The sequence below is a fragment of the Streptomyces sp. LUP47B genome (genome assembly GCF_001746295.1).
Taxonomy (GTDB): Bacteria; Actinomycetota; Actinomycetes; order Streptomycetales; family Streptomycetaceae; genus Streptomyces.
In genome coordinates, this window is sequence record NZ_MJAH01000003.1 from 252512 (window position 1) to 277035 (window position 24524).

Consider the following 24524-nt stretch of genomic DNA (forward strand, 5'->3'; position numbering starts at 1 on the left):
GCTCAGCTCAGACCCCAGAGCGCCTTGAACTGCGCCTGGTAGTCCTCGACGAGCGGGAAGTCGCCGTCTGCGGACGGGAGGTTGTCCTTGCCTGTGATCAGCATGTTGGGCAGCACCGCCTTCTGATCCACCGCCATGGACTGGCCGGTGAAGTGGCGGGCCAGCGCGTCGACCTGGAGCCAGGCGGCCTCGTGGGAGTTGAGAGCCATGGCGGCGTCGCTGAGACCGCCCTCGATGTACTGGTAGTTCTGCGCGTCGCCGACGTTCACCGCGATGTGCTTGCCGGTGATGCCGGCGGTCTTCAGTGCGGCCGGCACGCCCACGTTGAGCAGGCCCAGCGAGAAGACGATGTGGGTCACCTTCGGGTGCGAGCGGACGTAGGAGACCACGCGGTCCGGCATGTCCTTGCCGATCGCGGTGATCGGTACGTCGACGGTGTCCAGCCCGCAGCCCGCGCACCACTGCTGGTACTTGGCCGCGAACGTGTCCTTGACGGGCTTCAGGATGGTGTACGCGGGCAGGTCGAAGTAGACGGTGTCGGCGTTGGCGCCGCTGTCCGACACCACCCACGAGGCGAGCATCTCGCCCTGGACGGCGACGTCCTTCGGCCCGTTCTTCAGCAGGGAGATGCCGTCGCCGGCCACGTCGTCGGCGTTCGACTGGATGACCGGGATCCCCGCCTGCTTCAGTTGCGCCAGCTGCTTGGCGTACACCGCGCGCGGGAACCCGGAGGCTACGACGGCGTCCGGCTTGTCGCGCAGTGCCTGCTCGTAGGCGGCCTGGACGGACTCCGGTGTGCCCTGCGTGGCGATCTGCTTGACGTCCCAGCCGAGTTCCTTGGCCCCGGCGGTGAAGAAGTCGGCCAGATCCTTGCAGGACTGCACGCCGCAGAGGATGAAGTCGACCTTCTTGCCCGCGGGGATCTTCTTGCCCACCGGTGCGGTGACGGGGATCTTGTCCGGGCGCGCCGAGTACTTCGTCATGGCCGCACGGGCCGCGCTCAGCCCGGCGGGGTCGGCGCCCGCGGCCTTGGCGGAGTCGGCGGCCGGAGTGGTGTCGGTGCCGCACGCCGCCAGGGTGAGCAGGGCGGTGACGGGGACGATCGCGGTGAGCGCGCGACGGAGCGCGCGTCCGGGTCTGGGACTCATCGTTGAGTACTCCCGTGGTGTGGGCCTGCGCTGCGGCGGCCCGCGTCGCTTGTGCGTCCGCGGCGGCCGGCTCTGTCAGGCGGGATCCGTTGCCGCCCGGTCCGGGACGGCACGCATGGGTGATCGAAAGCTGCGTGGATCGCCGTCGTGGGGTACGGCGCGGGCCGTCGGGATGACCGGGCGGCGCTGTGGCCGAGACGGGCGGAACGCCACCTCTGGCCGTGGAGAAACTTTTGAGGCTCTACAGCCTCGGATGCGACGGAGTGTGACACGCCCCGACCGGCTTGGGGAGGGGTTGGTCCTCACTAATTCAAGGTGAACGTCGCGTCGGTGATTCAGTGAGTGTTGCTCCTGACCGCGATCGATAACTACACTCACTCTAAAGTTTCTGTCGGAGGAGCGAAGATGGACGATACGTCGGAGACGGGCCCGGCGCGGTGCCCCGGACCCAGCGTCCAGGACTATCTCGACCGGGACAGCCGGCCGGTCCCCAAGGCGCTGAGGTTCGACCACAACGACCACATCGGCAGCGAGGACGTCGACGCCGCCCGCTTCACCTCCCGCGCCTGGGCCGAACGCGAGATGGAACAGGTCTGGCGGCGCGTGTGGCAGTTCGCCTGCCTGGAGAGCGAGATCCCCGAGGTCGGCGACCACGAGATCTACGAGATCGGTGACGACTCACTGATCGTGGTGCGCACGGCCCCCGAGGAGATCCGCGCGTACGTCAACGTCTGCCTGCACCGCGGCCGCAAGCTGCGCACCAGCGGCGGCAACGTCGGCGAGTTCCGCTGCCCCTTCCACGGCTTCGCCTGGAACCTCGACGGCAGCATGCAGAGTCCGCCCTGCGCCTGGGACTTCCCGCACGTCAGCCCCGAGAAGTTCTCGCTGCCCGAGGCCCAGGTGGCCACCTGGCGCGGCTTCGTCTTCATCAACATGGACCCGTACGCCGAGTCCTTCGAGAGCTACCGCGGCACCTTCGACGACTACTACATCTGGCCGCTGGAGAACCGCTACAAGTCGCTGCACATCGCCAAGGTGCTGCCCTGTAACTGGAAGGTCGCCCAGGACGCGTTCATCGAGTCCTTCCATGTGATCGCCACGCACCCGCAGATGCTGCCGTGGCTGGCCGACGCCAACTCCCAGTACGACGTGATGGCGGACCAGCCGAACTGGAACCGGATGATCAACATCCAGGGCGCCCCGAGCCCGCACGTGGCCGACTCCGTCACGGAGGAGGACGTCCTGGAGACCTTCTACGACTCCCGTGCCTTCTACGCGGCGGCCCAGGGCCGGGATCTGGTGATCCAGGAAGGCGACGAACTGCCGTCGATCCCGCCCGGCGGCACCGCCCGCCAGGTCCTCGCCCAGCGGATGCGCGACCAGCTGGCAGCCACCTCGCATCAGGACTTCTCGCAGACTGCGGACACCGAACTGCTGGACGCCATCAACTACCTGCTGTTCCCCAACTTCAATCCCTGGGGCGGCGCCAAGTCCAACATCATCTACCGGTTCCGGCCGCACGGGCTCGACCCCGACTCCTGCACCGCGGAGATCATCTTCATGTCGGCCCCGAAGAAGCCCGGCGAGATGCCGCCCCCGGTCAAGATCCGCTGGGTGCCGGACGACATGCTCTTCGCGGACATCCCCGAACTCGGCGTGCTCGGGCCGGTCTTCGACCAGGACTGCGAGAACCTGCCCTACGTCCAGCAGGGCCTGAAGGCGATGCGCAAGCCGGGCATCACGCTGTCCAACTACCAGGAGAGCCGCATCCGCCACTTCAACCAGACGCTCGACCAGTGGATGAACAAGTGACCCACACGGTGGCGGTCAGGCCCTCGGACGTCGAGATCGAAGTCCGCGACGGTGAGGACCTGTTCAGTGCCGCCCAGCGGCTCGGCTACCGCTGGCCCACCGTCTGCGGCGGCAAGGGCACCTGCCGCACCTGCTTCGTCCAGGTCGAGGAGGGCGTGGAGAACTGTTCTCCCGTGGGCCCGCTGGAGCGCGAGGGCATCGAGGCCCTGCGCAGGCCGGTGGACGGCCTGACCCGGCTCGCCTGCCGGCTCCGGGTCGAGGGCCCGGTGACCGTGACCAAACGCGGCGTACGCCGCCGACCGCAGGAGTGAGCCGTGAGCCGCAAGCAAGTGACCCATCCGCTGACCGGGCAGGTGTACCGGCTCACCGAGGACGGGCTGGTCGAGGTGACCGACCCCAGAACCGGAGCCAGTGGCATCTTCGACTTCCAGGCTCGCTGGCAGTCGGGCGAACTGCGCCACGCCGACCTCCAGATGGCCGGCTGGGTGGGCCGTCTCGCCCAGCGGCGCGGCGCCACGCCGCCGGAGGCGTGAGCCGGTGCCGCCCCGCACCACCCGCGTGGTCTGCCTGGTGCGCCGGCCCGACGGGGAACCGGCCCTCGGGGACTTCGCCGTCGAACAGCGCCCGCTTCCGCCCCTGAGCGAGGGGCGGTTGCTCGTCCGCAACCTCTACATGAGCGTCGACCCGTCGATGCGCGGGCGCCTGGAGAGCACCGAGAAGCACTACACGCACAACTTCACGCCCGGCTCACCGCTGGACGGCCGCGCCCTCGGCGTCGTGGTGGAGAGCCGCTGTCCGTCAGTGCCGCCGGGCACCTTCGTACGCCATCAGCTCGGCTGGCGGGAGTGGGCCGTGCTCGACCTCGCGGAAACCGATGCCGCGGGCCGTATCGACCCGCAACTCGCTCCGCTGCCCACGTGGTTGGGGCTGCTGGGACAGACCGGTTTCACCGCCTACGTCGGGCTCACGCGGATCGCCGAGGTGCGCCCCGGCGACACCGTCTTCGTGTCGGCGGCGGCCGGGGCAGTGGGCAGCGCGGCCGGCCAGCTCGCCAGGCTGTTGGGCGCTGAGCGGGTCATCGGGACCGCCGGAGGGCCGGACAAGTGCGCCCTGCTGGTCAAGGAGTTCGGCTACGACGCCGCCGCGGACTATCGCGCCGAGCCGGTACGCGACGCGCTCGCGCGGCTGGCGCCCGACGGCATCGACGTCTACTTCGACAACGTCGGCGGGGAGCAACTCGCCGCCGCCCTCCACGCGTTGCGGACCGGGGGCCGGGTCGCCCTGTGCGGCATGATGTCGCAGTTCGGCGGCGCGTCGCGCTCCGCCGACATCAACCAGTTGATCCAGGCGGTCCTCAAGCGGCTCACCCTGTGCGGCTTCATCGTCCGCGACCACGACGACCTGCGGCCGGAGTTCGAGAGCCGCGTCGCCGACTGGCTCCGCTCGGGCCGCATCACCGCCCGTGAGACCGTGACGGACGGCCTCGACAGCGCGGCCGGCGCCCTGCTGACGCTGCTGGACGGTGGCAACGTCGGCAAGATGCTGGTCCGGTTGGCCGACGATCCGTACCACCGCGCATAGTTCAGGGGGCGTGGGCCGGCCCACGCCCCCGGCATGCCCTGTGCCTATCGCATGGAGCGACTCGCCCCGATGGTCAAGACCTCCAGGAACACACCCACCCGCGTCAGCCCGGTCGTGGCCGCGCGGAAGTCCTTGATGTGCGCCGTGGTGAAGTGCTCGTCCAGGGCCTGCTGGGACGCCCACCGTTCGTACACCCGGATCCGGCGCTCGTCGGACGGGTCCGCCGTCATGGCGTAGTCCAGACAGCCGGGCTCCTGTTCACGAGTGTGCTTTCCGGCCTCGACGAGGTGGCCCAGCATCGTGTCGCGGTCCGCGGGCTCGTAGTCCATCCAGCCGGCGACGATGACTTCCTCAGTCACGGTGGTCCTTTCGTACTCATGCCCTCGGGCCCGCCGCCCTCTGTCAGGAAGGAACGACGGGCCCGTGGGCCGTTCAGATGGCGAGCGCTGCCGGGACGCCGTCCACGGTGACCGTGCCCCTGGTGCCGTCGACCGTGATCACCATGCCGTCCCGCAGCCGCCGGGTACCGCCCTCGACGGAGATGACGGCCGGGATGCCCAGCTCCCGGCAGACCACGACGGCGTGGCTGTTGAGCGCGCCCACGTCCACCACGGCGGCCCCGGCGACCAGGAACAGCGGTGTCCAGGCCGCGTCGGTGATCGGCGCCACCAGCACCTCGCCCGGCTCGAGCGCCTCGCACGACGCGGGGTCGGTGACCACCCGCACCCGGCCGGTGTAGGTGCCCTGGCTGCCTCCCACGCCCTTCAGCACATCGCCTTCACCGGCGGTCGCGATCCCGTCCTCGCTGCGCCGCGGCCAGGTGTCGATCGCCGTCTGGGCGTCCTGGGCGACGAAGAACGGCGGTTCCAGCTCCCGCAGTCCGGCGTACTCCCGAAGCCGCTGCGCGATGACGGGGCCGAAGCGGCCCGGATCGGCGACGTAGTCGTCGAGCTCGCTCTCCAGCAGCATCATCACGTCCTCGGGCTCGGCGAAGAGCCCCGCCCCGACCCCGCGGCGGCCCAGTTCCCGTACCGCCATCCGGATCTCGTTGATGACGGTCACGCAGTTCGCCTTGGTCCGCTCGCGGGCCGGGATCCACACCTGGGAGGCGTGCACTCCGGCGTCGAACACCGGCTGGACGTCCTCGGGGAGGGCCTCCCGGATCTCCTTCGCGAGCCGTTCGCGGCGCTCGGTCAGCCGCCGGTGACGCTCGGCCGGGGAGTCGTCGTCCGGGCTGTGCCGGATGCGGTCGACGAGAGCCAGGGCCTGGACCGGTGCCGCCTCCCAGGACAGCGCGTGGATGTCCCACTCGTTGGGGCCCCGGTCCCCGGACGCGGCCAGGAACTCCTCGAAGGCGTCCCGGAACGCCTTCACGTCGCCGCTCGCCCCGTCGAGCGCCCGCTCCACCGCCGCCGGACCCCGGTCGAACAGCGCGGTCAGCTCGGCCGAGGCCACCACCTGGCGGGACAGTGCCCACAGGCCGGTGGAGGGGGAGGCCGAGTCGACGTCACCGAGACCGCCGATGAGGTCCAGCATGGCGCCGGGCCGGTCCAGACCCGCGCACAGCGGACCGAGGATGGCCGGTCCGACGGACGCCGGCAGCGACGACTCGACGTGCCGCTGGAAGGTGGTCTCCACCTCGCCGAGGAGCGAGCGGGCGTGGGTCACGAGTTCCGCCGCGGACAACTGCGTCAGGTCGGGCCGCTCGCGCCGGATCCGGCGCAGCCGCTCCTGGTCGGCGTCGGCCTCGGGGAAGCCGGGCTGTCCCAGCATCCGCTGCACCGTCGCCCCGGCTTTGGCCGTCAGCTCCGCGTCCTCGTCCTCCGGATGCGCCACGTACACCGGGGTGTCGGAGCGCTGCCCGACGAAGGCGGTGTCGATCTGGTCCGCCGTCTGTCCCATACGGATGCCGAACAGCCGCATGTGCGACAGGTTGAGGTAGAAGTACCCGCCGAACATTCCGGCGAACGGCGGCCAGGGGCCGGTCACTTCCTCCTCGTGGTAGATGCCGAAGCCGACGAAGCCGCGGCGCCAGCCCTGCAGCCCACGTCCCCACACCAGGGTCCAGCCCAGTGGGCTGGCGGGCTCCGGCAGGGTCTCGCCCGCGTTGGCGCGGGTGTAGTGGGGCAGCCGCTCACTGCGGCGCCCGTCCGTGATCCAGCTCTTCATGCCGAGGATCTCCTGCTGTCCGTGTCGGTGCCGGTCTCTACCATTGCGCCGTTCCGCCGTCCACGCTGATCAGCGTGCCCGTGATGCCCGCGCCGGCGTCGCTCGCGAGGAGCGAGGCGACCGCGGCCACCTGCTCCACGGTGGTGATCTGCTTGGTGGCGGCGTGCTCGGCGAAGCGGCCCAGCCATTCCTCGTACGAGATCCCCTCGGCCTCGGCCGCGGCAGGACCGGCGGCCCGCATCAGATCGGTGTCGACGGCGCCGGGGCAGATGGCGTTGCAGGTGATGCCCTGCGTGCCGTACTCGAAGGCGGTCGCCTTGGTCAGGCCGTGGATGGCGTGCTTGTTGGTGATGTAGTGGCTGATCGCGGGCTTGTTGGCCTGCTTGCCCTCGACGGAGGAGATGTTGATGACGCGTCCCCAGCCGCCCGCCAGCATGGTCGGCAGTGCGCGGCGGGTGCCGTAGAAGTAGGCGTTGAGGTTCAGGTTGAGGGCGTCGTGCCAGGCCTCGTCGCTGAGCTGGTGGACCGGAGCGAAGCCCGAGGTCCCGCCGACGTTGTTGACCCAGATGTCGAGCCGGCCGAAGCGCTCGGCGGTGAAGTCGGCCAGGGCCTCGATGTCCGCCTGGCTGTTGGCGTCGCAGGGGTGGAAGACCGCCTTGTCCCCGGCGTCCAGCTCCTCCAGCGCCTGCTTGCCCTTGAGTTCGCTGCGGCCGCTGATGACGACCGTCGCGCCGTGGGCCAGGAAGGCCTCGGCGATGGCGCGGCCGATACTGCGTGTGCTGCCCGTGATCACCGCGACACGTCCGTCGAGGCTGCCCGTAGCCACCATGTTGTTCTCCTGCGAGGGTTGTCGGTGCGTCACCTGGCGGCTCTGCTGTCCAGGTGTTCGTGAACGGTGCGGTGGAAGTGCTGGAGTCCGGGCTCGTTGCGTCCGAAGACGAAGTCGGTCCCGTTGAGGGCGGCAAGCCCCTGCTGGACTCCGTAGGTGGTCGCGTAGTCCTCGTCGCGGACCACCTCGTAGAACCACTCGCCGAACGTGTCGGCGACGCGGCGTTCCTCCTCGGTGACCGCCGGTTCGCGCAGCAGGATGATCTGCTGGGTGACCGACTCGGTGGCCGTCCGGGGAAGCACCAGGGAGACGGCGATCTTGTTGCGCCAGCCTCCGGCTATGGCGAGACCGGGATAGAGCCAGTAGATGGCTCCGACGCACTCTCCGGGGTCGCGCTGCTCCGGAGGCAGCTCGACCGCCTGCGCGATGGGGCGCAGGGCCGGTGCGATGCGCTGGTGGGGACCCCAGGTGTCATGGGCCATCATGTTGGAGAGGTTCGTCTCGAACACCGTCTTCGGGTGCAGCGAGGCGAAGTGGTACGTCTCCAGGTAGCCGTCGAGCGTGACCTTCCAGTTGGGGCTGGTCAGCTCCTTGGTCGAGTAGTGGTGGCAGTCCGCGAGACGCAGCCCCTCGAGGAGCGGCTGCAGATCCCCGAGCCAGGCGTCGAGGTCCGGCTCGGCCGCGGTGTCCAGTGAGACGAAGACGATGCCGGCGCGCTCGCCGGCCGGGAGCCGTACCAGACCGCGCCCGGTGCGGGGCACGTCGCCGAAGGTCTTCTCGGCGTACACGCCCCGCAGTTCACCGGCCAGGTCGTAGGACCAGGAGTGGTAGGGGCAGGTCAGCCGCTTGGAGACCCCGCAACCCGGCTCGATCAGTTTGGCCCCGCGGTGCCGGCAGGCGTTGATCATCGCGTGCACGGCGCCCTGCCGGTCCCGGGTGATCAGTACCGGCACACCGAGCACGTCGAGTGCCTTGTAGGTGTTCGGTCCGGGGAGTTCGGCGGACATGGCGAGCGGCAGTGGGACGGTCCGGTGGACGGCGTCCATCTCCCGTTGCCAGCGGTCGGCGTCGAGGTAGTTGGCGACGGGTTCCGTCCACTGGCCGTCCGCCTCGTGCGTCGTGTTGTTGCGGTAGTGCTCCAGCACGCGCTCGACGAGCTCGGCGGCTTCCTGCCGCATCGCCACGGCGGCGGCGTCGGTGGACCGGTCGCGGCTGATCCACGAGGAGTACTCGGGTGCCGGGGGCGGCCGGTGATCGGCACCTGTCTCCCGGAGTTCCGGCGAACTGGTCTGGACCACGATGTCCTCACAATCCTCTCGGCCGCGAACCGGCGAGGGGCTTCAGATGCGGCGGCCGGGCTGTGAGCGACACGACAACAGGGGTAAGTGTTGTCTGTCAATAGAAAGTCCGGAACTCGCCGCACGGTATACCGCAGGTCACATCACCTTCAGTCGGGGCAAATGGCTACAGAACATGTTCGATCTTTCTGGGGAGCGGCTCCAGTCGCTCGCGCGTGACGGGCCGTTGGCTCCCACTTCCCGGGCTCCATCGAAAATCCCGGCCGCCCAGGGTGGTGAACTGCTGATCGTCCGGCCCCGCCGTGTGCACGGTCGGCCGTGCCGCCGGCCGCCCGCCGGGTCGGTTTCCGGGCCGAACCGGAAGGTGATGCGCTCGAGTCGGGCGACGGGCCCGGAGGTGATCCGGAGCCTGGTCGGACCGAAGCGTAGTAATTAGAGAACCTCTCCAGTAACGTGCCCGCTGCTGGTTACTGTAGACCGGTACAACAAAGTCCGATTGCTGGAAACACCTCGCTCGGGGCGAAGGGGCGGACGATGGCTCAAAGGGCATCGAAGAAGTCGGCCGGTCCGGCCGCGAACCACACATCCGCGCAGGTCGTCAGGGATCTGCATGAGCGCATGGTGCGCATCCGGCTGTTCGAGACCGAGGCCGGAAAGCTCATGGAGGCCGGCAAACTGCCGGGCTTCCTGCATCTCTACGTCGGTCAGGAAGCCGTGGCCGCGGGCGTGATGGCGGCCCTGCGCGACGACGACCAGATCACCTCCACGCACCGCGGGCACGGGCATGCCGTGGCCAAGGGTGTCAGTTTCAAGCACATGTACGCAGAGCTCTACGGCCGCGTCACCGGCGCCTGCCTCGGCCGCGGTGGAAGCATGCACATCAACGACGTCTCCCTCGGCATGCTCGGCGCCAACGGCATCGTCGGTGCCGGCGTCCCGATCGCCGTGGGCGCCGCCTTCGCCGCCCAGTACCGGGGCGAGGACAACATCGCCGTCACCTTCTTCGGTGACGGCGCCACCAACATCGGCAGCTTCCACGAGGGCGCCAACATGGCCGCGATCCTGCGGCTGCCGGTCCTGTTCATCTGCGAGAACAACGGCTACGCCGAGTTCACCCCGCAGTCGAAGCACATGCTGATCACCGACGTCGCCGAGCGGGCCGCGTCCTACGGCATGCCCAGCGTGATCGTCGACGGCATGGACGCGCTCGCCGTCCACCAGGCCACCGTCGAAGCCGTCGAACGCGCCCGGGCCGGCGAGGGCCCCATGTTCATCGAGGCCAAGACCTACCGCTACTACGACCACCAAGGCGTCAAGGGACTGCGGCACCCCTACCGCTCGGACGCGGAGGTCGAGGAGTGGAAGGCCCGCGACGCCATCGACCTCATCGAGGCCCGTGCCCTCTCCGACGGCACCGCCACCCGCGCCGAGCTGGACGAGACCTGGCGGCGCACCCGCGACGAGATCGCCGAGGCCATCGCGTACGCCGAGGCCAGCCCGCTGCCCGACACCGCCGACCTGCTGCTCAACGTCTACTCGGGATGACCGCCATGACCACGATCACCGAAGCACCGGCCCTCGCTCCGGGCGGCACGGCCCGCAAGCTCAGCTACGTCAAGGCCTTCAACGAAGGACTCGCCCAGGCGATGCGCGAGGACGAGAACGTCTTCGTCGCCGGCGAGGACGTGGCCGGCTACGGCGGCGTCTTCCGCATGTTCGACAACCTGCTCGACGAGTTCGGGCCCCGCCGCATGATCGACACCCCGATCTCCGAGGCCGCACTCGTCGGCCTGGGCGTGGGCGCCGCCGCCCGGGGACTTCGCCCTGTCGTCGACCTGATGTTCATGGACTTCATCGGCGTCTGCCTGGACCAGATCGTCAACCAGGCCGCCAAGATGAAGTACATGTTCGGTGGCTCCGTCTCGGTGCCGCTCACCATCACCACCGCCTCCGGCGCGGGCCTCGGCGCCGCCGCCCAGCACAGCCAGAGCCTGGAGGCCTGGCTCGCGCATGTCCCCGGGCTCAAGGTCGTCATGCCGAGCGACGCGTACACGGCCAAGGGCCTGACCGTGTCGGCGATCCGGGACGACAACCCGGTCGTCGTGATGCTCAACAAGGTGCTCCTCGGCAGTACGAGCGACGTGCCCGAGCAGATCTACGGCATTCCGCTGGGGCAGGCGCACACCGCACGGCACGGCTCCGACGTCACCGTCATCGCCCTGGGCCGCATGGTGGGCGAGGCCCTCGCGGCGGCGGATGAACTGGCCGCCGATGGCATCGAGGTCGAGGTCATCGACCCGCGTACCGTGCAGCCGCTGGACACCGAGACCATGTTCGCCTCCGTGCGCCGCACCAACCGGGTTCTCGTGGTGCACGAGGCCGTGACCTTCGGAGGGCTCGGCGGGGAGATCGCCGCCCAGATCCAGGACGCGGCCTTCGACTACCTGGACGCTCCGGTGCTGCGCATCGGCGCGCCCTTCTCCCCGGTGCCGTTCTCCCCGGTGCTGGAGAAGGCCTATGTGCCCGACCAGGCCCGCATCGTGCAGGGCTGCCGTCGTCTCCTCGAAAGGTCGTGACCGAAGTGGCGGTCGAGGTTCTGCTGCCGAAGATCGGCCTGACCATGCAGGAAGGCACGATCGACGAGTGGCTCGTGCCGACCGGTGGCGCGGTCTCGGAAGGTGACGCACTGCTGCGGCTGGCCACCGACAAGGTCGACGTGGACGTCGAGGCGGAGGCCGGAGGCCTGTTCCACCCCGTGGTCCAGGCCGGGGCGACCCTTCCGGCAGGGGCGCTGATCGGCTGGCTGCTGGCCGAAGGGGAGGCGCTGCCGGTATCCGGCGGGCCTGTGCCCACCGAACCGGTGGACGCCGGCACGGCGGACGCGGTGTCGGCCGCCGCAGGAGTTCCCCCCGTGGCGGCATCCCTCAACGGGAGCGGTGGGCTCAACGGCTCGGGGGGCCGGCTCCTGGCTTCCCCGAACGCCCGGCGGGTGGCCGCCGAGACCGGAGTCGACCTGGCCGCCCTGCGCGGCACCGGGCCCGGTGGCCGGATCGTCTCCGAGGACGTGGAGGAGTACCTGCTCGCCTTGCCGGCGCAGCCGCCCGTCGTCCTCTCGGCGGACCCGGTGACCCCCACCTCCCCCCTGGTCCGCCGGCTGGCGAAGGAACGGGGCATCGACCTCGCGGACGTACGGCCCACCGGTGCGGGCGGGCGGATCAGACGGGCCGACCTCGACGCCGTCACCCCGGCGGCCGCACCGACTCCGGCGCCGGCCGGCCGGGCCACCGCGTCGCCACAGCCAGGGGACGTCATCCCGCTGACCGGCATGCGCGGCATCATCGCCGGCCGGATGCACGCCAGCCTCCAGGAGATGGCCCAGCTGACACACGGCTACGAAGTGCGGATGGACGCCGTCGTGGCCCTGCGGGAGCAACTCAAGCAGGAGTGGGCCGACAGCGACCTGCCGGTGCCCAGTCTCAACGACTTCCTGATGAAGGCCGCCGCGCTGGCCCTGCGGGACCATCCGCTGCTCAACGCCGGAGTGCTCGAGGACGGCATCCACCTGTTCGAGGACATCCACCTCGGGTTCGCGGTCGCGGTGCCCAACGGCCTGCTCGTTCCCGTCATCCAGGACGCGGCGGACCTGCCGCTGCCCGAAATGGCGCGCTGTTCCCGGAAGTTGGCCGAGAACGCCCGTGCCGGGCGGATCTCCCCGGCGCAGTTGGAGGGCGCCACCTTCACCGTCACCTCACTGGGTGGCTACGGCGTGGACTTCTTCACTCCCGTGGTCAATCCCGGCAACGTGGCCATCCTCGGCGTGGGCAGGCTCAGGGACGGCGTCGAGTGGGTCGACGACCAGCCGCGGCGGACGCGGGTGCTCACCCTGAGCCTCACCTTCGACCACCGTGCCGTCGACGGGGCTCCGGCGGCCGAGTACCTGCGCACGGTCGGTGAACTGCTGCGCAGGCCGTTGCGGTTGCTGGTCTGACGTCGTCTCCGGCGCCCGCGTCCCGTTCTTCCGGCGGAGTGCTCAGCCCTTCGTCACCGGATCGGCGATCCGCTCCGCGAGGCGGCCCACCTCGCGGAGAAAGGAGCGGTGCCCCAGGGAGCGGTACGCCTCGTCCCCCCGCGCCTGTGAGATCGCCGCGGTCTCCAGCAGCGCCAGCACACCCAGGCCGATCACCGCCGCCTCCGCGTCCGTGACCGGCCCGCCGGCCTTGCGGACCAGCCGCACCAAGTCCTCCAGCAGCTGCGTGCGGACCTCGTGCCGCAGCGCCTCCGCCTCCTGGCTCATACCGGCCGAGGACACGAAGAAGACGGTGGCGGCGGAGCGGTGTTCGCCCAGCCAGGCCACCAGCGCCGTGATGGCGGGACCGATGTCCGTGGCCGGGGTGTGGGTCTCCGCGAGCGTCTCCACCTGCTCACGCAGCGCCGCGGCGAACACCCGCATGCCCTCCACGAGCACCTGGTCCTTGGAGGAGAAGTGGTAGTACACCGCGGCTGACGTCATCTCCGCCCGCGCGGCGATGTCGGCCACCGTCACCTCGTCCGGAGGCTGGGTCGCGAACAGCTCCGTGGCCGCCTCGATCACCCACTGCCTGCGCGAGGGGCGGTGAGCGGCGCGGGTTCCGGATGTAGTCATGGTGTCAAGTATGCCGGGATCTTTCTGCGCCCGTACCGCACGGGCACCAGGAATTACGGTCCCGACCAGGCAGAGTTACTGGATAGCATGGCGAGTACCGTCGGGCGTACAGGGAGCAGCATGGCCACGAAGCAGAACGGCAAGCAACCGGCCCACCGTCCTTCGCGGCGGCAGCACATCATCGCGGCCGCGGTCAGGGTGTTCGGGCGCAACGGGTTCGCCGAGACCAGCGTGCAGGACATCGCGGACGAGGCCGAGGTGGTGCCCACGGCCGTCTACTACCACTTCGCCGGCAAGGAGGAGCTGCTCGAACTGTCCATGCGGCGGGTCTTCGACCAGCTGAACGCGGTCGTGGAGGCGGCCCGGCCGGAGTCCGAGCCGGGTGACGCCGAAGGCCTGGTGCGGGTCATCGACGCCGTGTGGGACTGGGTGGAGAAGAACCCGGACGAGGCCCGGCTCTACCAGGTCCAGGTCGCCTCGGCCAACGGCAACCTCAAGGCGCTGCGCGACGAGTTCGAGCAGCGGCACATCCAGCGGGCGTACGACTATCTGCCGGACGGCACCACCCGCAACCCGCGGGCGGCCAAGACGCGGCATGCGTCGCAGGCGCTCGCCGTGCGCACGCTGATCAGTACGACCATCCTCGTCACCGCGCTGCGGGCGGAGGGCGGGCCGCTGTCGGAACTGCCGTCACGGTCCGTGCAGGAGGCCGTCAGGGCGTTGGCGCTGCGCATCGTCGCCGCCGACCGGGGGAGCGCGGCCGCCCCGGCCTGAGACCGCCCTCGGGCACGTTCAGCGGAGCCGGTCAGTCACCAGGGCGGCGGAAGGCAGACCTGGCTCACCAGGGCAGTGGCTCGCGGCCGGCGAACAGCCCGCCCGTCGTCTCGTCGCCGTCAGGGAGGGTCGCCAGCCAGACGGGCGTGTCCGCGCCCTCCTCCGGGCCGCGCGGCGCGGACGGACCGCCCATGCCGCTGCGGGTCCACCCGGGGTCGGCCGCGTTGACCAGGACGCCAGTGCCGGACAGCTCGCCGGCGAGCATCCGGGTGAAGGCGTTGAGCGCGGTCTTGGAGACGCGGTAGGCCGGGTGCCGGCCGGAGTCCATCAGCGCCAGGGAGCCGTACGAGCTGGTGAGGTTGACCACGCGTCCGTAGCCGCCCCGCACCATGCCCGGGACGACGGCCTCGGCCACCCGCCAGGCGCCCACGAGATTGATGTCCAGGGTGGCACGCAGGATCTCCTCGTCGACGTACGGAGGCCGCAGCTCGCCGTCCAGGGACACTCCCGCGTTGTTCACCAGCACGTCCACCCCGCCGCCGGTCAGCTCCGCGGCCTCCCGCACCGCTTCGGTGACGCTCTTCGGGGAACTCACGTCCAGGGCCAGCGGCAGCGCCCCCTGGCCGATGGTGCGGCACGCCTCCTCGGCGGCCTCCAGCTGCCGTGCCGCGACCAGTACCCGCAGCCCCCGCTCCGCGAGTTGTCGGCAGATCTCCACGCCGATCCCGCGAGCGCCGCCGGTGACCAGGGCGGTTCTGTTCTCGCTCATGGTGATTCCCTTCGACTGCGGTCAGACCGTCAGTACCGCGCAGGCACTGATCCCGGGCGCCCCGTACACATGGGTGAAGCCCACCCGGGGACCACCGGGCACCTGCACCCCCGGCGCGCGGCCCTGCAACTGCCGTACGACCTCGTGGAACTGGCGCAGACCGGAAGCGCCCACCGGCTCACCACCGGCCAGGCAGCCGCCGTCGGTGTTGACCGGGATCCGGCCGGTGGGGTCGGTGGCACCCGAGGCCAGCAGTTCCGGCTGCTCGCCGTGCCCGCACAGCCCGGTCTCCGCCAGGTGGATCAGCTCGGAACCGCTGTCGGTGTCCTGCAACTGCGCGATCTGGACGTCCGAGGGCCTCAGACCCGCGCCGCGGAACACGGCCTCGGCCGCGTCCACGCTGGGGCTGCGGTGCGGCCCAGGCGGCAGCCAGGGAGCGAACACCTCGAAGGAGCCGAACCGTCTGGTCCGGAAGGCCAACGAGGCCAGCTCGACCGGACGTTCGCACAGATCGAAGGCGCGGTCGCCACGGGCGAGGATCAGCGCCGCCGCGCCCTGCCCCGGAGAACAGAACATGTACTGGGTGAGCGGCGGGCTGACCTCCGCGGAACCGAGGATCTCCTCCTCGGTCAGCTCCTTGCGCCGCCAGGCGAGCGGGTGGCGGGAGCCGTTGCGGAAGGCGCGTGCCGCCACCATCGCCAACGCCCGCTCAGGGATGGCGTACTCGTGCAGATACCGCTGCGTCTTCAGCGCGAAGAACTGGGTCGTCAACATCAGCCCGGTCTCCGCGTACCAGTCGCCCAGTCCGTACCGGGCCGCGGAGACATGGAACGCGCCCCGTTCGTGCTTGTCGAAGCCGACGGCGAGTCCGAGCGACGCCTCGCCCGCCCGCAGTGCGTTGGCGACGGCGAGCACCGTCGAGGCGCCGGTCGCGCAGCCGTTCTGCACATTGACGAACGGCACGCCGGTCAGCCCCAGACGCCCCACCAGGGTGTCGGGCTTGCCGGACACGTCGGAGCCGCCGGCCGCGTACCCGATGTCCGCCCAGCCGACACCGGCGTCGGCCAGTGCCTCCCGTATCGCCCGTTCGGCCATGTCCATACCGCTGACGCTCTCGTCCCGGCCGAAGGGATGCATGCCGCATCCGACGACGTAGACCTCTTCGGAGCGGCTCATCGCTCGTCCTCGGCAGCCGAGCCGAAGGCGAAGGTCAGGATCCGGGTCCCGTCCTCGTCGCGGTACGCCTCCACCGTGGTCAGCCGGACCGGCAGCCCGATCCGAATCAGCCGGCGAGGGATGTCGAGGCGCGCCTCCACCAGGATCTCCCCGAGGTCGACATAGCCGAGGGCGTACGGCTGGTGATCGCCGGTGGGCGGGCGGTACGGCTCTTTGGGCCGGAACGACTGCACCGTCCACGACCAGATCTCGCCGCTGTCCGGCAATACGTGCGCGGCCATCGCCCCGTCCGAGCACTTGGGGCAGGAGTTCTGCCGGGGGAAGACGACGGTGCGGCACCCGGTGCAGCGCGCGCCCACGAGGCGCGGCGGATCCGCGCCGTCGAAGAGGCTCTCGTCGATGAGTCTGGTGGTCATGCCGCCCGCCTTCTTCCTGCCGTCACGGTCGGCCCTTCCCGACGTGACCGGTCGCTTCCGTCCTGCGGTCACCAGCTCAGGAGCCCGGCGAGTCGTTCCCGGTGGTGGGCCGCGCCGCCCAGCAGCACGGCGTCTGACTGGGCGCGCCGGAAGTACAGGTGCGCGTCGTGCTCCCAGGTGAAGCCCATGCCGCCGTGCAACTGGACGCATTCGGCGGCGACGTACGTGAACGCCTCGCCGCACCAGGACTGCGCCACCGCCGCGGCCTCCGCGAAAGCCTCGGGCGACCCGGCCGTCCGTACCGCCCGGACCACTGCGGACCGCGCGGACTCGACCTGGAGCAGCATGTCCGCGCAGGTGTGCTTGATCGCTTGGAAGCTGCCGATCGCCCGGCCGAACTGCGTACGGTCCCGCACATGCGCCACCGTCATGTCCAGGGCCGCCTGCGCCCCGCCGAGCTGCTCGGCGGCCAGCGCCACGAAGGCCACGTCGAGGGCGCGGGTGACGACCTCCGTCCCTTCGCCCCCAGCGGTCAGCGCACGCACCGGGGCAGCGGCGAAGGTGACCACGGCCTGGCCCCGGCTCAGGTCCAGCGTGGGCACCCGGCGGACGGTCACGCCCGGTCCGCGCGGGTCGGCGAGGAAGAGGTCCACGCCGTCGGGTCCGGCGGCCGCGACCACCAGGGCCTCGGCGTCGGCGCCGTCGAGCACGAAGGGTGCGATGCCGTCCAGCGTCGGGGTACTGCCCTGCCAGGTGACGCCGATCGGCACGGCGTCCGGCCGCCACACGCCGTCGGGCGCGGCCACGGCCAGTGCGTGCACCGTGCCTGCGGCCACCTCCGCCAGCGGTGCTTCGGCGGTACCGCAGCCGGCCAGCACCTGCCCGGCCAGCACGGTGGAGGACAGCAGCGGCACGGCGGCCGACGTTCTGCCCAGTTCTTCGCAGACCACGGCGATCTCCGCGAGGCCGCCGACGCCTCCCACCGCTTCGGGCAGTCCGAGGGCCGCGAGGCCCACCTGCCGGCCGAGGGTGTCCCAGAGGCCGGCGTCGATGCCGGGGGCGTGCTCGTCGAGCCGGCGCACCGCGGCGATGCCGCCCGCGTCGGCGCACACGGACCGCACGGTCGCGCGCAGATCCTCGAGTTCGGCCTCCGAGGCCTCGGTCGTTCCGGCGGCGGGGCCGGTCACAGTGGTCGTCATGCCGGCGTCCCGTTCTCGTCGCTTCCGCTTCCGCGCAGCGTGCTGTGTGCCGCCGCCATCCGGGCGACCGGCACGCGGTGCGCGGAGCAGGAGACGTAGTCCAGTCCGACGTCGTCGCAGAACGAGACCGACTCGGGATCCCCGCCGTGCTCACCGCACACGCCGAGCTTGATGTCCGGCCGTACGCTCCTGGCCCTTTCCACGGCCAGGGCGATCAGTGCGCCGACGCCGTGCGGATCGAGCCGGGCGAACGGGCTGGCGGTGAGGAATCCGCGCTCCTGGTAGGAGGCGAGCACCTGGCGCTCCACGTCGTCCCGGGAGAACCCGTAGGTGAGCTGGGTGAGGTCGTTGGTGCCGAAGGAGAAGAACTCGGCGTGCTCGGCGAGTTCGGCGGCCAGCAGGGCTGCGCGCGGTGTCTCGATCATCGTGCCGAGCCGGTACGGCACCCGGACGCCGGTGCGGGCGGCCACCGTCTGGGCGGCGTCGCGCACGAAGGCGGCGGCTACCCGAAGTTCCTCCGGCAGGCTGACCAGCGGGATCATCACCTCCAGCTGGGGGCGGACGCCGGTGGCGGCGACCTCCACCCAGGCGGAGAACAGGGCTTCCGCCTGCGCCGGGTACAGCCGCTCGTGGAGCAGCGCCAGGCGTACCCCGCGCAGCCCGAGCATGGGGTTGGCCTCGCGCAGCGAAGCGGCCCGCTGCTCGGCCGCCGCGTCCCCGGCCTCGCCGGGAGCGGGCAGGAACTCGTGCAGAGGGGCGTCCAGCAGACGTACCGTCACCGGGCGGTCCCCGACCGCGGCCAGCAGCGCCGTGAAGTCCTCGTGCTGTGCGTGCTCCAGGGCGAGCAGCGCCTCGTCGCGAGCCGCCGGGTCGGCGGCCAGGATGACCCTGCGGATCAGCGGCAGCCGGTCGCCGAGGAACTGGTGCTCGGTACGGCACAGGCCCACCCCCTCCGCGCCCAGCGCGACGGCCGTGGTCACCTCCGCCGCGGTGTCGGCGTTGACCCGTACTCCGAGCCGCCGGGAGTCGTCCGCCCACTCGAGCAGGGTGGACAGCTCAGGCGGCGGTCCGGCGACGCTGACACTGAGCGTTCCGGCGTACACCGCGCCGGTACGGCCGTCGAGCGACACCGCGTCGCCCTCGCGCAGCACTCGCTCCCCGATCCGTACCGTGCCGGCCGCCTTGTCCAGCCGCAGACCCTCGACGCCGCAGACGGCCGGCTTGCCGGCGCCGCGCGCCACCACGGCCGCGTGCGAGGCGATGCCGCCGCTGCCGGTCAGCACCGCGGTGGCGGCCAGCATCCCGGGGACGTCGGCCGGTGTGGTCTCGTGCATCACCAGGACGGCGTGCGCGCCTTCGGCGGCCAGTTCGAGGGCGCGTTCGCTGGACAGGGCGACCGTGCCCGTCGCGGCGCCCGGAGACGCGGGCAGGCCCCGTGCCAGGAGTTCCTCGTCGCCGGTCAACTTCAGCTGCGGGTGCAGGAGTTCCTGCACCTGGGCGGGACCGATGCGGCGTACGGCGGCGTCCTTGTCGAGGGCGCCGTCACGGACCAGGTCGACCGCCAGGCACACCGAAGCGCGCAGCGGCGGGCGGCTCTGCGCCGAGGCGGCGAGCAGCGAGACCTCGCCGTCGCGGACCTCGAAGTCGACGGACACGGGGGCGTGCAGATGGCGTTCGAGAGTGAGCAGGGCATGCTCGAGGAGCACCGTCCCGCCCGCGAGCTTCTCCAGCGGTTCGCCGGTGTGCGGGGGCGGTGCGCTGCGGCGTACGCCCCGGAAGAACGAACCCCGCGGAGAGAAGCGGCCGGACTCGGGGTGGCGGCTGACCGCCGTGCCGTAGCCGGAGCGGTCGGCGGGACCGATGCGCAGCGCCTGGACGTGCAGCGCGATGTCCAGGTCGGCCGGAAGCTTCTGGGCCTTGCGTGCCCTTCGCGCCCTTGGCGAGTCCCAGCGGGCGAGGACCGCGCGGGCGGCCAGCGCGAGCTGCTCGGCCGGGTCGTCGGGGAAGGGCCGTCCGGCATGTCGGGCGACCAGGGAGAGCAGTGCCTCGACGCGGGCATGGGGTGCGGGGTTGTCGAGGAGGGCGTCGTCGAGCAGCGCGGCCGGTACGTCGAGTCCGTACTCGGCGATCATCCGCACCGTGGCCGTCCAGACCTCGTCCAAAGCGTCCGCGCGGCCGATGACGGTGCACAGGTCGACGGCGCTGTCGGGGGTGACTCCGAGACAGGCGAGGTCGGGCGGGAGCCCCGCGATGTCCGTCGGCGCACTGGCCGACAGCCGCAGCAGCAGCGGCCTGGCGGAATCGCCGACGCGGCGCCCGGACAACTGCTCGACGAGCTCGACGGCCGCACGGGCGGTGCCGGGCTCGCCCAGCGAGGCCGCGGTGCCCGCGGGCACGGTCAGCCCCGGTACCACCGTCAGCCCGAGGGCCACCAGCCGGTCCATCGCGACGCCGTGCGTGCCCAGCGCGTCCGCGTCCAGTCCGCGGGTCCGTCCCTGGCCGTACGGCACCAGGGCGAGGCCGGGGGCCTGCGGCGGCGTGTCGACGCCGGGGCGGTGGTCGGTGATGTTCACCCGTGGCTCCCTCGGACGAGCTGCTCCTCGCGGGCCTCGTCCTCGGCGCGGCTGATGCCCAGGACCAGCAGCAGTTCCTGGTGCAGCCGCATCCACACGGTGTGGTACGAGTCGCACAGGGGGGAGGCCAGCCACTGCCGGTCGCCGTCGTCGAACCGGTCGAGAGCCTCCTCCAGGCCGGTCAGATAGCGGCCGCTGTCCGCGAGCAGCCGCTCCAGCCTGCGCAGTACAGGTTGGATCGCCTCGTGCACGTCCTCCAGCAGCTCGCGCACCTCGGCGTCGTAGACGCTGTCGCCGTGGTCGTTGACGCTGCCGTCGGGGCGGCACTGCCAGGCCGTGCAGACCTCGCGGATCTTCCTGTTGACCGGCAGGAACGCCTCGTAGACCGCGCTGATCTGCGCTTCCTGCCCGGAGCCGGCCGGGATCCGCAGCATCTGTGCGGCGGCCTGCTTGGCGGACTCGGTGGGCAGCACCATCGGGCCCTTCACCATGGCCAGCCCGGCGTCGACCAGCGGGCGGTGCGCGGACTCCTGCGTTCCGCGCCACATGCCGCGCAGGACGAGGTCGATGACGGCGTCGGCGAGGGACGGGTCTATGGTGTCTGTCCGCTCCGCGGCAGCAGAATGCATCTCCACACCTTTGTTCCTGTGGGGGCGCGGGCTCAGGCCGCGCGGCGACGGATGCCGGGTCGCAGGGAACTGCGATCTGTGTTGCCCGGAGGTTACGCTCCAGCGACCCTGTTAGTGAAGAGGAACTCAAGAAACACTTTGCGGCTCCTGGTCCGCCGACCGCTCGGCCGATGCCCTGGCGCGGGACCGGGCGGCGAGGAAGGACTCCATGGCGTCCTGGGCCTCCGTGCCGCCCGCCAGGGCGGCTATGGAGCGCGACTCCTCGGCGAGTTGCTCCTCCAGCGGCGCGTCGGCCCCCGCTCGCAACAGCGCCTTCGCGGCCCGCAGCGCGCCCCTTGATCCCGCGGCCAGGGCGGCGGCCGTCCGGTAGGCCGTGTCGTCCAGTTCGGCGTCCTCCACGACCCGGGACACCAGGCCCCATCCCTCGGCGTCGTCGCCGGTCAGCACCCGGTTGGTAAGGATCAGATCCGCGGCCCGGCGTGGGCCCAGCAGGCGCTGCAGCACCCAGGACGCACCGCAGTCCGGGGTGAGCCCGATCGCCGTGTAGGCCAGCCGGAAGCGTGCCGACCGGGCCGCCACCACGATGTCGCCCGTCAGTGCGAGCCCTACTCCACCGCCCGCCGCGGCGCCGCGCACGGCGGTCACCACCGGCACGGGCAGCTCATGCAGGACCTGCACGGCCGCGTGGGCGGCGCTCGCGACCGCGTGCACATAGGAGCCGGTTTCCGTGCCCCGGCCCGCGAAGGCGCGCAGGTCGCCGCCGACGCAGAAGTTCCCGCCCACTGCCCGCAGCAGGACCGCGCCGCCGGGGTCCCGGGCGACGTCACGGGCCGCGTCCCGCAAGGCCTCGGCGGTCGGCAGGTCGAGGGCGTTTCCGCGGCCGGGATCGTCCAGCAGCAGTTCGACGATCCCGTCGGAGTGGCGGACGACCCGGACCGGTTGGGTGCTCATCGGAGGTCTTCTCCCATTCGTTGGCACAGCTCGTCGGCGATCGGGCTTACATACTGGGCCCGTCCTAAAGTTTCAGTGGCGGCAGGTCCTCTTCTGGTCACAAATGAGGGCTCTTCAGAAGAGGATCGACGCCACCCCTCGGGAAAGATACTTGACCCGTTGTACAGTTTCTACGACGCGACGGGCACCGGCGCCCGTACGCCCGTCGGCCGGAGGAACCATGCCGATCCAGTTCGATGTCGATCCGTCCGTCGCCCGGCTCGCCGAGGCCACCGCCGAATTCGTCCGCGAGGTGGTGATCCCGGCCGAGCGCGAGTGCGGCGGGTCCGTCCACGACGCTCCGCAGGCGCTGCGGGAGACCCTGCAGAAGGGCGCCCGTGAGGCGGGCGTCTTCGCGCCCCACCTTCCCGAACGGTGGGGCGGGCACGGCCTGGACCTGCGGGGACAGGCCGTGGTGTTCGAAGCCGCCGGCTACTCGGTGCTCGGCCCGCTGGCATTGAACTGTGCGGCTCCGGACGAGGGGAACATGCACCTGCTGGAGAAAGTGGCCACCGAGCAGCAGCAGGAGCGCTATCTGCGCCCGCTGGCTGCCGGTGAGTACCGTTCCTGCTTCGCGATGACCGAACCGGCGCCCGGCGCCGGCGCCGACCCCCGGGCGCTGCGGACCACGGCCGCGCGGGTTCCCGGCGGCTGGCGCATCGACGGGCGCAAGTGGTTCATCACCGGGGCCGGCGGTGCCGACTTCACCATCGTGATGGCCCGCACCGAGGGCGGCCCCGGAAGCCCGGGCGGCGCGACCATGTTCCTCGTGGACGCCGGTACCCCGGGCATGAGCATCGTCAGGAGCATCGACACCCTGGACGAGAGTTTCTTCGCCGGTCATGGCGAGATCGTGTTCGAAAACTGCGTGGTCGCCGAGGAACAGGTGCTCGGCCAGGTGGACCGGGGCTTCGAGAACGCCCAGGTCCGCCTCGGCCCCGCCCGGCTGACGCACTGCATGCGCTGGCTCGGCTCCGCACGCCGCGCCCAGGACGTCGCGCTGCAACACGCGGGGAGCCGTGAGGCCTTCGGCTCGCTGCTGGGGGACCTCGGGATGGTGCAGCAGATGCTCGCCGACTCCGAGATCGACATTGAGGCGAGCCGCGCGCTGATCTGGCGTACCGCATGGGAGTTGGATACCGGCTCCAGGGCCGCCGCGCAGTTCTCCTCGGTGTCCAAGGTCTTCGTGGCGGAGGCGGTGGGCCGGGTGGTCGACCGGGCGGTGCAGATCTGCGGGGCGCTGGGCATCTCGGCCTCTGACGCCCCGTTGGCGCGGCTGATCCGCGAGGTGCGGCCGTTCCGGATCTACGACGGCCCGTCCGAGACCCACCGGTTCGCCATCGCCCGCCGCGTGGTGAAGCCTTACCGGCAGCCTCGTCCGGCCGGATCCGCCGGACCTGCGGGATCCTGAGGGGACGGCATCCGCGGCCGTAGTTTCTGCTCATTGACTACAGCCTCGCGGTAGCCGTCCCGAGTGCACCGGGACGGGCCTCGACGGCGACGGCGAGTACCTGGAGCGCCGAGATCACGGGTTACGGGAAAGAGTCCCGCCAGTACCCGGCGTCGTGGATGTGGGGACAGCGTCAGGCGCAGCGACAGTTGACCGGTCGACAGGTCGGCGCGGTACGGCAGCGGGGGGTGAGGAGGCCGGCGGTCGTGACGCGGGCGACGGTTGCCGAGCCCCGGGTTGTGCGCGGCGCGAGGGCGGTCCGGGGGGCGGGTCACGGGCCGGTGGTCCCGCCCGCCCTGAGGCACGTCATCCGCCCGCGGCGTCGTCGGCCTCCCAGCGCAGCAGGTCGCCCGGCTGGCACTTGAGTACCTCGCAGAGGGCGGCGAGGGTCGCGAAGCGTACCGCCTTGGCGCGGCCGTTCTTGAGCACCGCCAGGTTGGCGGGCGTGATCCCCACGCGGTCCGCGAGTTCACCCACGGACATCTTCCGCCTGGCCAGCATCACGTCGATGTCGACGGCGATCGGCATCAGATCACCTCGTCCAACTCGGCCTGCGTCTGCGCCGCTTCGACGTCGCGGGCAACGGCCTGGGCGAGCAGCATCCGCAGCACGAGCACGATGAGCGCAACTCCCAGGATGGCCAGGCCGATGCCGCCCATGATCACGGTGACGCCCGGGTCGTCCCGCTGGCCCGGCGCATTGACGATCGTGACCGCGAACCACACGAGGGAAGCCGCCACGATCGCGCCGATCACGCCGTCCACATATCGGAAGGCGGCGTGGGAGAACACGGTTCCGCGCCGCACCATCGTCACCAACCGCCCCACGCAGACCGTGGCGACCTGGACCGACACCATGCCCAGGATCGTGATCACGCGCAGTGCGGTCAGCGGGAGCGACCCGTCCTCCGGGTCGCTCCCGCTGACCAATGTCCACACCATCAACGCCTGTACCAACACGGTGCCGGCGAACACCACCACGAGCACGACACGCAGCGCACCCACGGTCAGCTTTCCCATGTTCCGTCCTTCCATCGATTTGCGATGGAAACCTATCGAAATTCGATAGG

The 24524-nt window shown here is 71.0% G+C and carries 24 protein-coding genes; 9 read left to right on the top strand and 15 right to left on the bottom strand.

The genetic code is table 11. The features are described 5' to 3' along the window. Positions 1 to 2 precede the first annotated feature (2 nt). Complete coding sequence (locus BFN33_RS11665; RefSeq protein WP_069759878.1) at positions 3 to 1148, bottom strand: substrate-binding domain-containing protein; 1146 nt, start codon at positions 1146 to 1148, stop codon at positions 3 to 5. 405 nt (positions 1149 to 1553) lie between these two features. Here BFN33_RS11665 and BFN33_RS11670 point away from each other — a divergent pair, with 405 nt between their 5' ends. Genes BFN33_RS11670 through BFN33_RS11685 form a run of 4 tightly spaced genes read left to right on the top strand, consistent with a single transcriptional unit; the run spans position 1554 to position 4541 of the window. Then, positions 1554 to 2960, top strand: coding sequence for an SRPBCC family protein (locus tag BFN33_RS11670; protein ID WP_069759879.1), 1407 nt, complete (start codon positions 1554 to 1556; stop codon positions 2958 to 2960). Further along, entirely contained in the window at positions 2945 to 3271 is a 327-nt protein-coding gene (locus BFN33_RS11675) for a 2Fe-2S iron-sulfur cluster-binding protein (protein WP_256122723.1), read from the top strand. Before BFN33_RS11670 ends, BFN33_RS11675 begins: the two co-directional genes overlap by 16 nt. A gap of 3 nt (positions 3272 to 3274) precedes the next feature. After that, positions 3275 to 3493 carry a transposase gene (locus BFN33_RS11680; protein ID WP_069759880.1) on the top strand — a complete coding sequence of 73 codons (219 nt, stop codon included), beginning with the start codon at positions 3275 to 3277 and terminating at the stop codon, positions 3491 to 3493. A 4-nt stretch (positions 3494 to 3497) separates the two neighbouring features. Beyond that, entirely contained in the window at positions 3498 to 4541 is a 1044-nt protein-coding gene (locus BFN33_RS11685) for an NADP-dependent oxidoreductase (protein ID WP_079140768.1), read from the top strand. Between the two features lie 44 nt (positions 4542 to 4585). Here the strand turns inward: BFN33_RS11685 and BFN33_RS11690 are convergent, their stop codons facing one another. From BFN33_RS11690 to BFN33_RS11705, 4 genes are all read right to left on the bottom strand, one after another. Then, positions 4586 to 4900, bottom strand: coding sequence for a putative quinol monooxygenase (locus BFN33_RS11690; protein ID WP_069759881.1), 315 nt, complete (start codon positions 4898 to 4900; stop codon positions 4586 to 4588). 73 nt (positions 4901 to 4973) lie between these two features. Then, entirely contained in the window at positions 4974 to 6710 is a 1737-nt protein-coding gene (locus BFN33_RS11695) for a PEP-utilizing enzyme (RefSeq protein WP_069759882.1), read from the bottom strand. Between the two features lie 37 nt (positions 6711 to 6747). Then, a complete protein-coding gene (locus BFN33_RS11700) occupies positions 6748 to 7539 on the bottom strand; it encodes an SDR family NAD(P)-dependent oxidoreductase (RefSeq protein ID WP_069759883.1) in 792 nt (263 codons plus the stop codon). A 29-nt stretch (positions 7540 to 7568) separates the two neighbouring features. Continuing rightward, positions 7569 to 8837, bottom strand: a complete 1269-nt coding sequence (locus BFN33_RS11705) for an aromatic ring-hydroxylating dioxygenase subunit alpha (RefSeq protein WP_069759884.1) — start codon at positions 8835 to 8837, stop codon at positions 7569 to 7571. A 534-nt stretch (positions 8838 to 9371) separates the two neighbouring features. Here BFN33_RS11705 and BFN33_RS11710 point away from each other — a divergent pair. The 3 genes from BFN33_RS11710 to BFN33_RS11720 are packed head-to-tail and all read left to right on the top strand — an operon-like array spanning position 9372 to position 12825. Beyond that, complete coding sequence (locus tag BFN33_RS11710) at positions 9372 to 10382, top strand: thiamine pyrophosphate-dependent dehydrogenase E1 component subunit alpha (RefSeq protein WP_256122724.1); 1011 nt, start codon at positions 9372 to 9374, stop codon at positions 10380 to 10382. Between the two features lie 5 nt (positions 10383 to 10387). Next, positions 10388 to 11413, top strand: a complete 1026-nt coding sequence (locus BFN33_RS11715) for an alpha-ketoacid dehydrogenase subunit beta (protein ID WP_069759886.1) — start codon at positions 10388 to 10390, stop codon at positions 11411 to 11413. Continuing rightward, the gene (locus BFN33_RS11720; RefSeq protein ID WP_256122725.1) at positions 11410 to 12825 is read left to right on the top strand and encodes a 2-oxo acid dehydrogenase subunit E2; all 1416 of its coding nucleotides are present in this window, start codon (positions 11410 to 11412) and stop codon (positions 12823 to 12825) included. The genes BFN33_RS11715 and BFN33_RS11720 overlap by 4 nt, the downstream gene beginning before the upstream one ends. 42 nt (positions 12826 to 12867) lie before the next feature. On the opposite strand, the gene BFN33_RS11725 is transcribed toward BFN33_RS11720, so the two are convergent. Further along, positions 12868 to 13479 carry a TetR/AcrR family transcriptional regulator gene (locus tag BFN33_RS11725; protein ID WP_069759887.1) on the bottom strand — a complete coding sequence of 204 codons (612 nt, stop codon included), beginning with the start codon at positions 13477 to 13479 and terminating at the stop codon, positions 12868 to 12870. A gap of 120 nt (positions 13480 to 13599) precedes the next feature. Between BFN33_RS11725 and BFN33_RS11730 the strand changes: the two genes are divergently transcribed. After that, the gene (locus BFN33_RS11730) at positions 13600 to 14253 is read left to right on the top strand and encodes a TetR/AcrR family transcriptional regulator (RefSeq protein WP_069759888.1); all 654 of its coding nucleotides are present in this window, start codon (positions 13600 to 13602) and stop codon (positions 14251 to 14253) included. Positions 14254 to 14317: 64 nt separating this feature from the next. Here BFN33_RS11730 and BFN33_RS11735 read toward each other — a convergent pair whose 3' ends face one another. The 7 genes from BFN33_RS11735 to BFN33_RS11765 all read right to left on the bottom strand — a co-directional run bounded on the left by BFN33_RS11735 (position 14318) and on the right by BFN33_RS11765 (position 21966). Further along, positions 14318 to 15022, bottom strand: a complete 705-nt coding sequence (locus BFN33_RS11735) for an SDR family NAD(P)-dependent oxidoreductase (RefSeq protein ID WP_069759889.1) — start codon at positions 15020 to 15022, stop codon at positions 14318 to 14320. A gap of 21 nt (positions 15023 to 15043) precedes the next feature. Next, positions 15044 to 16198, bottom strand: coding sequence for a thiolase family protein (locus BFN33_RS11740; RefSeq protein WP_069759890.1), 1155 nt, complete (start codon positions 16196 to 16198; stop codon positions 15044 to 15046). Next, on the bottom strand, positions 16195 to 16614 hold the full coding sequence (locus tag BFN33_RS11745; protein WP_069759891.1) for a Zn-ribbon domain-containing OB-fold protein: 420 nt from the start codon (positions 16612 to 16614) through the stop codon (positions 16195 to 16197). Before BFN33_RS11745 ends, BFN33_RS11740 begins: the two co-directional genes overlap by 4 nt. 68 nt (positions 16615 to 16682) lie before the next feature. After that, a complete protein-coding gene (locus BFN33_RS11750) occupies positions 16683 to 17813 on the bottom strand; it encodes an acyl-CoA dehydrogenase family protein (protein ID WP_069759892.1) in 1131 nt (376 codons plus the stop codon). Next, positions 17810 to 20386: a putative PEP-binding protein gene (locus BFN33_RS11755; RefSeq protein WP_079140769.1), complete on the bottom strand. Its 2577-nt coding sequence runs from the start codon at positions 20384 to 20386 to the stop codon at positions 17810 to 17812. Before BFN33_RS11755 ends, BFN33_RS11750 begins: the two co-directional genes overlap by 4 nt. After that, a complete protein-coding gene (locus tag BFN33_RS11760) occupies positions 20383 to 21015 on the bottom strand; it encodes a hypothetical protein (protein ID WP_069760241.1) in 633 nt (210 codons plus the stop codon). The genes BFN33_RS11755 and BFN33_RS11760 overlap by 4 nt, the downstream gene beginning before the upstream one ends. A gap of 126 nt (positions 21016 to 21141) precedes the next feature. After that, positions 21142 to 21966, bottom strand: coding sequence for an enoyl-CoA hydratase/isomerase family protein (locus BFN33_RS11765; protein ID WP_069759893.1), 825 nt, complete (start codon positions 21964 to 21966; stop codon positions 21142 to 21144). A 220-nt stretch (positions 21967 to 22186) separates the two neighbouring features. On the opposite strand from BFN33_RS11765, the gene BFN33_RS11770 reads away from it, so the two are divergent. Continuing rightward, entirely contained in the window at positions 22187 to 23416 is a 1230-nt protein-coding gene (locus BFN33_RS11770; RefSeq protein WP_069759894.1) for an acyl-CoA dehydrogenase family protein, read from the top strand. Between the two features lie 345 nt (positions 23417 to 23761). Here the strand turns inward: BFN33_RS11770 and BFN33_RS11775 are convergent, their stop codons facing one another. After that, positions 23762 to 23983: a helix-turn-helix transcriptional regulator gene (locus tag BFN33_RS11775; RefSeq protein WP_069759895.1), complete on the bottom strand. Its 222-nt coding sequence runs from the start codon at positions 23981 to 23983 to the stop codon at positions 23762 to 23764. Further along, on the bottom strand, positions 23983 to 24474 hold the full coding sequence (locus tag BFN33_RS11780) for a DUF2975 domain-containing protein (RefSeq protein ID WP_069759896.1): 492 nt from the start codon (positions 24472 to 24474) through the stop codon (positions 23983 to 23985). Before BFN33_RS11780 ends, BFN33_RS11775 begins: the two co-directional genes overlap by 1 nt. Between the last annotated feature and the right edge of the window lie 50 nt (positions 24475 to 24524).

Excerpts from the sequence above, each read along its gene's own strand:
- BFN33_RS11775 (WP_069759895.1), bottom strand. The coding sequence starts at position 23,983 with ATGCCGATCGCCGTCGACATCGACGTGATGCTGGCCAGGCGGAAGATG.
- BFN33_RS11710 (WP_256122724.1), top strand. The coding sequence starts at position 9,372 with ATGGCTCAAAGGGCATCGAAGAAGTCGGCCGGTCCGGCCGCGAACCAC.
- BFN33_RS11730 (WP_069759888.1), top strand. The coding sequence starts at position 13,600 with ATGGCCACGAAGCAGAACGGCAAGCAACCGGCCCACCGTCCTTCGCGG.
- BFN33_RS11665 (WP_069759878.1), bottom strand. The coding sequence starts at position 1,148 with ATGAGTCCCAGACCCGGACGCGCGCTCCGTCGCGCGCTCACCGCGATC.
- BFN33_RS11700 (WP_069759883.1), bottom strand. The coding sequence starts at position 7,539 with ATGGTGGCTACGGGCAGCCTCGACGGACGTGTCGCGGTGATCACGGGC.
- BFN33_RS11670 (WP_069759879.1), top strand. The coding sequence starts at position 1,554 with ATGGACGATACGTCGGAGACGGGCCCGGCGCGGTGCCCCGGACCCAGC.
- BFN33_RS11750 (WP_069759892.1), bottom strand. The coding sequence starts at position 17,813 with ATGACGACCACTGTGACCGGCCCCGCCGCCGGAACGACCGAGGCCTCG.
- BFN33_RS11735 (WP_069759889.1), bottom strand. The coding sequence starts at position 15,022 with ATGAGCGAGAACAGAACCGCCCTGGTCACCGGCGGCGCTCGCGGGATC.
- BFN33_RS11770 (WP_069759894.1), top strand. The coding sequence starts at position 22,187 with ATGCCGATCCAGTTCGATGTCGATCCGTCCGTCGCCCGGCTCGCCGAG.
- BFN33_RS11745 (WP_069759891.1), bottom strand. The coding sequence starts at position 16,614 with ATGACCACCAGACTCATCGACGAGAGCCTCTTCGACGGCGCGGATCCG.
- BFN33_RS11715 (WP_069759886.1), top strand. The coding sequence starts at position 10,388 with ATGACCACGATCACCGAAGCACCGGCCCTCGCTCCGGGCGGCACGGCC.
- BFN33_RS11760 (WP_069760241.1), bottom strand. The coding sequence starts at position 21,015 with ATGCATTCTGCTGCCGCGGAGCGGACAGACACCATAGACCCGTCCCTC.
- BFN33_RS11695 (WP_069759882.1), bottom strand. The coding sequence starts at position 6,710 with ATGAAGAGCTGGATCACGGACGGGCGCCGCAGTGAGCGGCTGCCCCAC.
- BFN33_RS11725 (WP_069759887.1), bottom strand. The coding sequence starts at position 13,479 with ATGACTACATCCGGAACCCGCGCCGCTCACCGCCCCTCGCGCAGGCAG.
- BFN33_RS11780 (WP_069759896.1), bottom strand. The coding sequence starts at position 24,474 with ATGGGAAAGCTGACCGTGGGTGCGCTGCGTGTCGTGCTCGTGGTGGTG.
- BFN33_RS11765 (WP_069759893.1), bottom strand. The coding sequence starts at position 21,966 with ATGAGCACCCAACCGGTCCGGGTCGTCCGCCACTCCGACGGGATCGTC.
- BFN33_RS11740 (WP_069759890.1), bottom strand. The coding sequence starts at position 16,198 with ATGAGCCGCTCCGAAGAGGTCTACGTCGTCGGATGCGGCATGCATCCC.